The sequence below is a fragment of the Chloroflexaceae bacterium genome (genome assembly GCA_025057155.1).
In the GTDB taxonomy this organism is placed as follows: domain Bacteria; phylum Chloroflexota; class Chloroflexia; order Chloroflexales; family Chloroflexaceae; genus JACAEO01.
This window is the reverse complement of record JANWYD010000129.1, coordinates 1-608: the sequence shown is the minus strand read 5'-3', so window position 1 is coordinate 608 and position 608 is coordinate 1. Positions and strand designations below refer to the sequence as shown.

The 608-nt window shown below is 66.8% G+C and carries 1 protein-coding gene; it reads left to right on the top strand.

Annotation, left to right across the window (positions count from 1 at the left end; translation table 11 throughout):
- Positions 1 to 39 precede the first annotated feature (39 nt).
- Positions 40 to 608 (top strand): nickel-dependent hydrogenase large subunit (locus tag NZU74_20630; protein MCS6883732.1); only part of this gene is annotated, 569 nt, incomplete at its 3' end.

The following is a 608-nucleotide window of genomic DNA, read 5'->3' as shown; positions in this document are numbered from 1 at the left end:
GTCACACACTCGTACTATCGGTACAGCGGCGGCGATGGCGTGGCGCTGCATCCCTGGCAGGGCGAGACGAGGCCCAATTACACCGGCCCGCAGCCGCCTTATGATTTTCTCAATACCGACGGCAAGTACAGCTGGCTCAAGGCGCCGCGCTACGACGGCAACGCCGTCGAGGTCGGCCCGCTGGCCCGCATGCTGGTGGCCTATGCCAGCCCGAATGCGCCGAGTCATAAGCGCGTCAAGGAGTTGGTGGACTTCGTCCTCGGCAAGCTGGGCGTGGGGCCGGAGGCGCTGTTCTCGACATTGGGTCGCACGGCGGCGCGTGCCATCGAGACCCAGGTGATCGCCGAAGCCGCCTTCGACTGGCTGGAGGCTCTCAAGCAGAACATCCGGCGGGGCGATCTGCGCATCCACAATAACAGCAAGTGGGATCCGTCCACCTGGCCGCAGCGAGCGCAGGGCTTCGGCTGGACGGAGGCGCCGCGCGGTGCGCTCGGCCACTGGGTGACGATTGAAGACCGCGTGGTCAAGGAGTATCAGTGCGTGGTGCCCAGCACCTGGAACGGCAGCCCGCGCGACGCGAACGGCAAGGAGGGCGCGTACGAAGCGGC